Origin of the sequence: Aromatoleum sp., from assembly GCF_035254505.1 — a bacterium.
Classification (GTDB): Bacteria; Pseudomonadota; Gammaproteobacteria; order Burkholderiales; family Rhodocyclaceae; genus Aromatoleum.
In genome coordinates this window covers 44912-52103 of sequence record NZ_DATFAO010000071.1, presented here as the reverse complement: position 1 = coordinate 52103, position 7192 = coordinate 44912, and the positions used below count along the sequence as shown (strand labels likewise).

Sequence of the window (7192 nt, the reverse complement as noted above, 5' to 3'; positions counted from 1 at the left end):
ATCCGTGCCGATCCTGCGCCGCCGCCTTCGGTTCGCAGGCTGAGGCTACCGGGAGCGGTCCGCCCGAGGCGCAGCGGCTCGGCCCCGACATTCGCCTCCGTCCCCGCCGGCATGTCGGCGAGGAGCGCGACCGGGGGCATGACGTTGCGCACGATGCGCGGGGTGATCAGCAGGACGATTTCGGTCTTGTTGTGCGCATCGCGCTGCGCGGAGAACAGGCGGCCGAGAACCGGAAGGTTGCCAAGGCCCGGCACTCGCTGCGCCGCGCTGCGGTCCTCGTCGTTGATCAGGCCGGCGAGCACCTGGGTTTCGCCGTCGCGCAGGCGCAAGGCGGTCGTCGCGGTGCGTGTGCCCACCTGGTAGGCCAAGGAACTGGTCGGACCAGGAACCTCCTTGACGATGTTGCTGACCTCCAGGTTGATCTTGATCCCGACTTCGTCGTCGCGATAGACGGAAGGCTCGACCTCCAGCTTCAGGCCGACGTCGAGATAGGACACCGAGGCCGAAACGCCGACGTTCGCCGTCGAGGTGGTCGTGAACACGGGCAGCTTGTCGCCGATGTGGACCTTGGCCTTCTCCCGGTTCCGGACACGGATCCGCGGATTCGCGAGGATGCTCGAATCGCCGTCCTCGCTCTTCAAGCGCAGCACGAGGCCCGGGTTGCTGACGAAGGGGACGAGGTCGCCGCGCTTGCGCAGGTTGATGTTGCCGTCGAGCAGCTTGCCGCCGAGCTGGGTCGTGCCGGAGATGACCACGCCGTTCACGATCTGGCTCGGCGCCGGAATGTCCGGCGTCAGCAGCCCGTAACCGATCTGCTCGGGAAACTCGAGGCCCAGGTCCAGCAGCTTGTTGCGGCTGATCTCGAGCACTTCGAGTTCGAGCATCACTTCCGGCTCGGGCACGTCGAGCGTCGCAACGAGCCGTTCGATCATCCGCACGGCATCCGGCGTGTCTTTCACGACGAGCAGGTTCAGCTTCTCGTCGATGAAGACGTCGCGCGTCTTGACGAGCTGCTTGACCATCGTCTGCGCGGACTTGGCGTCGGTGTTCGCGAGATAGAAGCTGCGGGTGACGAGTTCGACGTGTTCACGCTGCTTGGCGGAGGTTGCCGGATAGACGAGGATGGAATTCGCGTTGAGCAGCTTGCGGTCAATGCCCTGGGTCGCCGACAGCAGCCGGATCACTTCGTCGACGGTCGTGTCCCGTACGAAGAGCGTGACGCGATTCTCGGTCCGCACGTCGCGGTCGAAGACGAAGTTCAGGCCGCTCGCCCGCGATAGCGCCTCGAACACGACACGCAGCGGCGCGTCGCGGAACTCCAGCGTCACCGGCTTCGCCATCGCGCCCTGCAAGGCCTCCGCCTGCGGCTTGCTCGTCTGCTGCACGCGTTCGTCGAGCTCGCGCCTGAGTTCCTGCGCGGCGCGGTCGTCCGGGTCCTCGGCGAGCACACCCCGCACAAGGCGCGTCGCCGTGGACACGTCATTCGCGACGAAGGCGACCCGCGCCTGCGCAACCCGCTCACGCCGGCGACGCGAGCGATCCGCCTCTTCGACGCCGAGCCGCGCCCGGGGGTTGTCAGGGTCGATCCTCTGCACATCGCGATACAAGGCGACAGCCTCGGCGGTCTTGCCGGCGATGCGGGCACGGTCGGCTGCGGTGAGCCGCTCCAGCACCAGCAAGTCGCGCTGGCGGATGTAGTAGCTGCGCAATTCCGCGTTCGCCGGATCTTCCTTCACCGCCTTCTCGAGACGCTGCAAGGCGAGCATGCGGTCGCCGGTCGCGAAGTCCTTGCGGCTCTGCTCAAGCGTGGAATTGGTCGCACATGCCACCAGCGCGAAAGCCAGCACGGTCGACAGGCCCAGTCGCCGGGCGGCATGCGGGGTCGTTTTCTTCGTCATCATGGGCTCTGCCGGCTGAGTGTCTGCTTCAAACCAAGGGGTAGGTAGGTCATTTCGATATTGGTGGAGGTGATCCGCTCCACCCGGTACTGGCTGCCCAATTTCTCTCCTTCCCGCACGAGGCGCACCTGATTGCCGTCGAGCAGGAAGACGGCCTTGCCCTGTGCGTCTTCGATCGCACCGACGAAGCGGTAGGGCAACGGAGGCGCCGTCGGTGCAGGGGGTGGGCCGGACGGGGCTGATCGGGCCGGCGGAGCGAAGTTCACCCCGCGGGCAAGCTCCTCCGCCACGTCCGGCCAGGGGGCGCGTGCGACACCCAGCGCGGCATAACGATCGGCCGCGCGGGCTTCGGTCGGCGGCGCCGTGCCCGTCTTGCCGCTTGAGGCCGGGGCAGCGTCGGCGGCCCGGGAACGCTGAGTCCGAGGCTCCGGCACGACGTCGGTGTCGGCCTCTTTGTCCTGGCTCACCCACCATGTCGCCGCCGCCGTGGCGACGAGGCCAATCCCCAGCACCAGCTGACGAGCGTTCATCTCGCACTCCGCAGGTAGATCTGCAGGCGTGCCTCCGCCTCCACTGCGCTGGTAGCGCTGTCCGCGCGTTTCACGTTCAGGGATTCGAGCGCCACCTCGGGCATGTCGTTGAGCACGTCGGCCAGCCAATCGTAGATCGCCTTGAACTCGCCCTCGATTGGGATCGCCAGGCTTACGACCTGCAGCGAGGTCCCAGAAGCGGTCCCGCTGCGATAATCGGTGCGTTTCGACGTCACGCCGTGGCTGACCGCAAGCTCATCGAGCCGGTGCAGCCTGGCCGGCAGATCGGCTGCCGGCGGAAAGCGGTCATAGAAGGTCTTCAACCGTTCGCGCTCATCGACGACCGGAGTCTGACGCCCTTCACCGCGCAACAGGGCAGCACGTTCCGCAGCCAGCGCGGCTCGCCTTTCGTCCGTATCCCGCGCGACGAACCAAGAGGCCGCCAGCGCGATGAGGAGCAGCGCTGCCCCGACGCCTCCGATCCAGCCCGCCCCGGCGGCGATACGGCCGACGCGTTCCCGCGCGAGCCGCAGGAGGATCTTCGATCGAGGCGCTTTGCGGTCGTAACTCGGCAAGCCGGGGCCGAGGGCCTGGGCCGAGCGGGACACGACGGCCGCTTCCGGCTCGACCGGACGCATTCCGGAGTCTTGCCCCTGCGGGAAGCCCTTCATTGCCCGCTCCCCCACGTCGCAGTCGCGTGAAAGCGCACGACCGGAACGGCTCCGGCGTTTGTCCATTCGTAGCTGGACAGTCGCGCGTCGCGAATGCCCTCGGCGCCGTTCAGGCGTTCGAGCAAGTCGAAGACCGCCGAGAGATTCCGCGCGTCGCCTGCGATCCGGACGCTGTTGCGCGACGCATCGCCGTCGAACGAAATCCACGTGGCCGACTCGGTCTGGGCCGCGGCCATGCCGGCGAACAACCGGCCCCAAGCGGCGTTCAGATGCGCGGCGACTTCCAGCGCGGCCTTCGCCTCGTCAGGACTGACACTGCGGCCTCCGGCCGCGCGCTGAGTCGGAGCGGCGTGTGCGACCGATTCGCGCAGGCGTTCGAGGGTCTTTTGCCGCTCCGCGAGTTCTGCCTGTTCGGTGCGGTAGTCGCCAAACGCCAGGGCGGCGCCGGCGATACCGGCCACGAGCAATGCCCAGCCGTACCAGCGTGGCCCCCGCCGCGCGGCGACGAAGTCGAGCTCGATCGAAAGCGGCGCGCGACGCATCAGGCCCATGCTTCGCCTCCCAAGGCCACCGATGCCCAGCCGCCCGGCGCTTCGAGATCCGTTCCGGCCCGGTACAGGGTCCCGCCGTCGGCCTGCTTGCCGGCGCGCGCCTGCAGCGCCTGGAGAAGCTGGCCAAGCGGATTCGCCCCTCCGGCGCCCTGCGGCTGGCTGCGCAGCGCGAGCCACGTCGCGTCGTGCCACAGGCCGACCGTCAACCGGCCACCCCGCTCGATGGCCAATGCACCGAGCGGATTGTCGAGTCGCGATCGCAAGCGGTTGTAGGTTGCGACGAACTCCCCGGTGATCCGGGCAATCCGCAACCGATTGCGAGCGGCCCATTCGTCCACCGCCGCGATCAGTTCGACCGGCGCAGCGCACGCGATCGTCGGAACCCCGGTAACGCTGGGCTCGATCGCGAACTGCCATTCCGGCGACTCGATGCCATGTACCTCGCGGAAACGGTGCGCGACAAACGCCGCCCGTTCGGGCCGTCCGCGCAGGCCCGCCGGCCATTCGACGACCAGATAACGGACCAGCCCGTCCGCCAGCAGCACTTCCCAGATCGTATTCGGTCGGATGGCCGGATCGCCTTCCTGCGACAAGAGCGGCAAGGCCTCCTGGGGTCGGCCTGCGAACTCCACTCGTCGCAACGGTCCGCGTGCGGCGACGTCGAAAGCGTCGGGCTCGACGAGCAAGCGGAAGGGTTCAGGCCACCAGCGTGACACGGTTCACCTCCTGCAAAGTCGTCTCGCCCGCGGCCACCATGTCGAGCGCCGCCGCACGCAGCCCGTGGAAGCCCGCCCGCCCCGCGGCCTCCTTGACCGCCCGGATCGGCGCCCGCGCGACGACCAATTCCCGCAGCTCGTCGTTGAGCAGCAACACCTCCGCGGCCGCACGCCGTCCGCGGTAACCCGACCCGCGGCAATGGCCGCAGCCCAGACCGGCGCGGAAGCGGAATCGGCTGACGTCCGCCAGCGCCGACTCCGCGATCAACCCCGTGTCGGGCACGACGTCCTGCGTGCAATATGGGCAATTCACCCGCACCAGGCGCTGCGCGACGATTCCGTTGAGCGCGGCGACCAGGTTATAGGGGTCGATCCCCATATGCATGAACCGTCCCATCACGTCGAAGACGTTGTTGGCGTGCACCGTCGTGAACACGAGGTGGCCCGTCAGCGCGGCCTGCACGGCGATCTCCGCCGTTTCCCCGTCGCGGATCTCACCCACCATGATCTTGTCCGGGTCGTGACGCAGGATCGATCGCAGACCGCGGGCGAAGGTCAGGCCCTTCTTTTCGTTCACCGGGATCTGCAGCACCCCCGACAACTGATATTCGACCGGGTCCTCGATCGTGACGATCTTGTCGACGCCCTGGTTGGTTTCGACCAGGGTCGCGTACAAGGTTGTCGTCTTCCCTGAGCCCGTCGGACCGGTCACGAGCAGCATTCCATACGGGAGGCGCGCCAGCCGACGCAGCGCCGCGCGGGTCACGTCGTCGAAACCGAGCGTCTCGAGCGTGAGCCCGCTCATCTCGCGCGTCAGGTGCTCCTTGTCGAGGATCCGCAATACCGCGTCCTCGCCGTGGATGCTCGGCATGATCGACACGCGAAAATCGATCTCGCGTCCACCGGCGCTGACCTTGAAACGCCCGTCCTGCGGAACGCGGCGCTCTGCGATGTCGAGCTCCGCCATCACCTTGATCCGCGAAATCGCCTGCTCCGCGAGATCCGCCCCCTGCACCGCCCCCACCCGGGACAAGACCCCGTCCAGGCGGTACTTGATCACCAGACCGCCTGGGACCGACTCGAGGTGGATATCGCTCGCCAGCTGTTTCAAGCCGTCGTACAAGGTCGAATTCACGAGCTTGACCACCGGGCTCACATCGGCACTGATCCGCTTGAGCGACAGATCTTCGGCGCGTTCCCCGCCACGCCCGGTCTCACGCGATTCGATCAGCCCTGCAGCGCGACGCACCTCGTCCTCGTGACGCGCCAGGCAAGCCATCAGATCGTCGCGGTCCGCGAGCAGCACCGTATAAGGTTCGACAAGGCGAGCCCCGAGCCCGTCGAGAAGGTCCGAATCGAAAGGATCGGCGACCACGACTAGCAGGCGTCCCTCCTCCTCGCGCAAGGCCGCGCATTCCCGGTGGAGAGCCATCTCGAATGCGATCGCGGAAAAATCGGGCACCAGTGTCATCAACCTCGCGTGGCCCACGGGGGTCAGGCCCGTGCTGCGCGCGAGCCGTGCGAGACGGATCTCCGGGTCCGGCTCCAGCGTCGCGAGCCCTTCGACGATCCGCACACCACCGGCCGCCGCGGCCGCGAAATCGGCTGCGGAAAACGGCGGCGGCGCCAGCACGGAGGCAAGCGGATTGGTCATTTGATGCTCTCGGCAAGCTGGAAGATCGGCAAATACATCAGCACGACGATCAGCCCGATCACGCAGCCGATCCCCAACATCAACAGCGGCCCGAACAGGCGCGTCAGCCATTCGAGCTGGCGCGCGGTGTCCTCTTCATGGAATTCGGCTGCTCGGGTGAGCATCTCGCCCAGGTTTCCCGCCCGTTCGCCCACCTCGAGCATGCGCAACGCGACAGGGGTGGTCAGCCCGCGGGTCGCGAGCGTCGACGAAAAGCTGCGCCCTTCGCGGATCGAAACGATCGCGGCGCTCAGGCCCGACTGGAGCATCGGGGACAAGAGCCCCGACACCATCCCGAGTGACGTCACGGCGGGGATGCCGCCGGTCAACAGCATGCCGACGGTACGATAGAAACGCGCCAGCTGGAAGACCCGCAGGCGCTCGCCGATGAAAGGCATGCGCCACATCTGGCGCCCGACGGCGGCCCACACGGCTTGGCTGCGCACGACAGCGAAGCCTGCCACGACCAGCAAGGCCAGGAACACGCCCATCCCTGCCGCATGGGCCTCGACGAACTGCCCCCATTCCAGCAACAGGCGCGACATGAATGGCAGATCCGTGCCCACGTCCTCGTAGATGTGCGAAAAGCGGGGCACGACGTAACCGAGCAGGAACAGCACGACCAAGCCGCCAGCCCCGACCAGCAGCAGTGGATAGATGGCTGCGCCGACGAGCTTGTCGCGCAGCCTCCCCTCTTCCTGCAGGTGGGCGATGTAGCGCTCGACCGCCTGATCGAGGTCGCTCGTGCGCTCGGCGGCGCGGATCATGGCGACATACAGATCGGGGAACGCATGCGGCGCCGCCTCCAGCGCGCTGGAGAGACTACGGCCTTCACTGAGGGCGCCCAGCACCTCGGTAAGGACGCCGCGAACGGCCGGCCGCGTTTCCTTTTCGAGAAGCGCAGCAACCGCCTCGGCCAGCGATATCCCGGCGCGCAATAGCGCAAGCAACTCCTGGTTGAAGAGCAACAGCGGAAAGCGGCGGCGTCCCCGGCCTCGCGCCATTTCCTTCAGGGACAGGACCGATAACCCGCGCGCGACCGCCATGGCGCGCGCATCAGCCGCACTGGCAGCCTCAAGCTCCGTCTCGACGACCGTCGCACTTGCTCCGATGGCCCTCACCCGATAGCGCAT

The 7192-nt window shown here is 67.4% G+C and carries 7 protein-coding genes; all 7 read right to left on the bottom strand.

The genetic code is table 11. The features are described from left to right. A partial coding sequence (locus tag VJ673_RS14460; RefSeq protein WP_324126828.1) for a secretin GspD/PilQ domain-containing protein occupies positions 1-1901 on the bottom strand: 1901 nt, incomplete at its 3' end. Continuing rightward, entirely contained in the window at positions 1898-2428 is a 531-nt protein-coding gene (locus VJ673_RS14455; protein WP_324126827.1) for a hypothetical protein, read from the bottom strand. The genes VJ673_RS14455 and VJ673_RS14460, both read right to left, overlap by 4 nt. Next, on the bottom strand, positions 2425-3099 hold the full coding sequence (locus VJ673_RS14450; RefSeq protein WP_324126826.1) for a hypothetical protein: 675 nt from the start codon (positions 3097-3099) through the stop codon (positions 2425-2427). The genes VJ673_RS14455 and VJ673_RS14450 overlap by 4 nt, the downstream gene beginning before the upstream one ends. Beyond that, entirely contained in the window at positions 3096-3650 is a 555-nt protein-coding gene (locus tag VJ673_RS14445; RefSeq protein ID WP_324126825.1) for a hypothetical protein, read from the bottom strand. Before VJ673_RS14445 ends, VJ673_RS14450 begins: the two co-directional genes overlap by 4 nt. Continuing rightward, positions 3641-4366, bottom strand: coding sequence for a hypothetical protein (locus tag VJ673_RS14440; protein WP_324126824.1), 726 nt, complete (start codon positions 4364-4366; stop codon positions 3641-3643). Before VJ673_RS14440 ends, VJ673_RS14445 begins: the two co-directional genes overlap by 10 nt. After that, positions 4347-6020, bottom strand: a complete 1674-nt coding sequence (locus tag VJ673_RS14435; RefSeq protein ID WP_324126823.1) for a GspE/PulE family protein — start codon at positions 6018-6020, stop codon at positions 4347-4349. The genes VJ673_RS14440 and VJ673_RS14435 overlap by 20 nt, the downstream gene beginning before the upstream one ends. Further along, entirely contained in the window at positions 6017-7192 is a 1176-nt protein-coding gene (locus VJ673_RS14430) for a type II secretion system F family protein (protein ID WP_324126822.1), read from the bottom strand. Before VJ673_RS14430 ends, VJ673_RS14435 begins: the two co-directional genes overlap by 4 nt.

Coding starts and splice junctions, on each gene's coding strand:
- VJ673_RS14450 (WP_324126826.1), bottom strand. CDS start 3,099: ATGAAGGGCTTCCCGCAGGGGCAAGACTCCGGAATGCGTCCGGTCGAG.
- VJ673_RS14435 (WP_324126823.1), bottom strand. CDS start 6,020: ATGACCAATCCGCTTGCCTCCGTGCTGGCGCCGCCGCCGTTTTCCGCA.
- VJ673_RS14455 (WP_324126827.1), bottom strand. CDS start 2,428: ATGAACGCTCGTCAGCTGGTGCTGGGGATTGGCCTCGTCGCCACGGCG.
- VJ673_RS14430 (WP_324126822.1), bottom strand. CDS start 7,192: ATGCGCTATCGGGTGAGGGCCATCGGAGCAAGTGCGACGGTCGTCGAG.
- VJ673_RS14445 (WP_324126825.1), bottom strand. CDS start 3,650: ATGGGCCTGATGCGTCGCGCGCCGCTTTCGATCGAGCTCGACTTCGTC.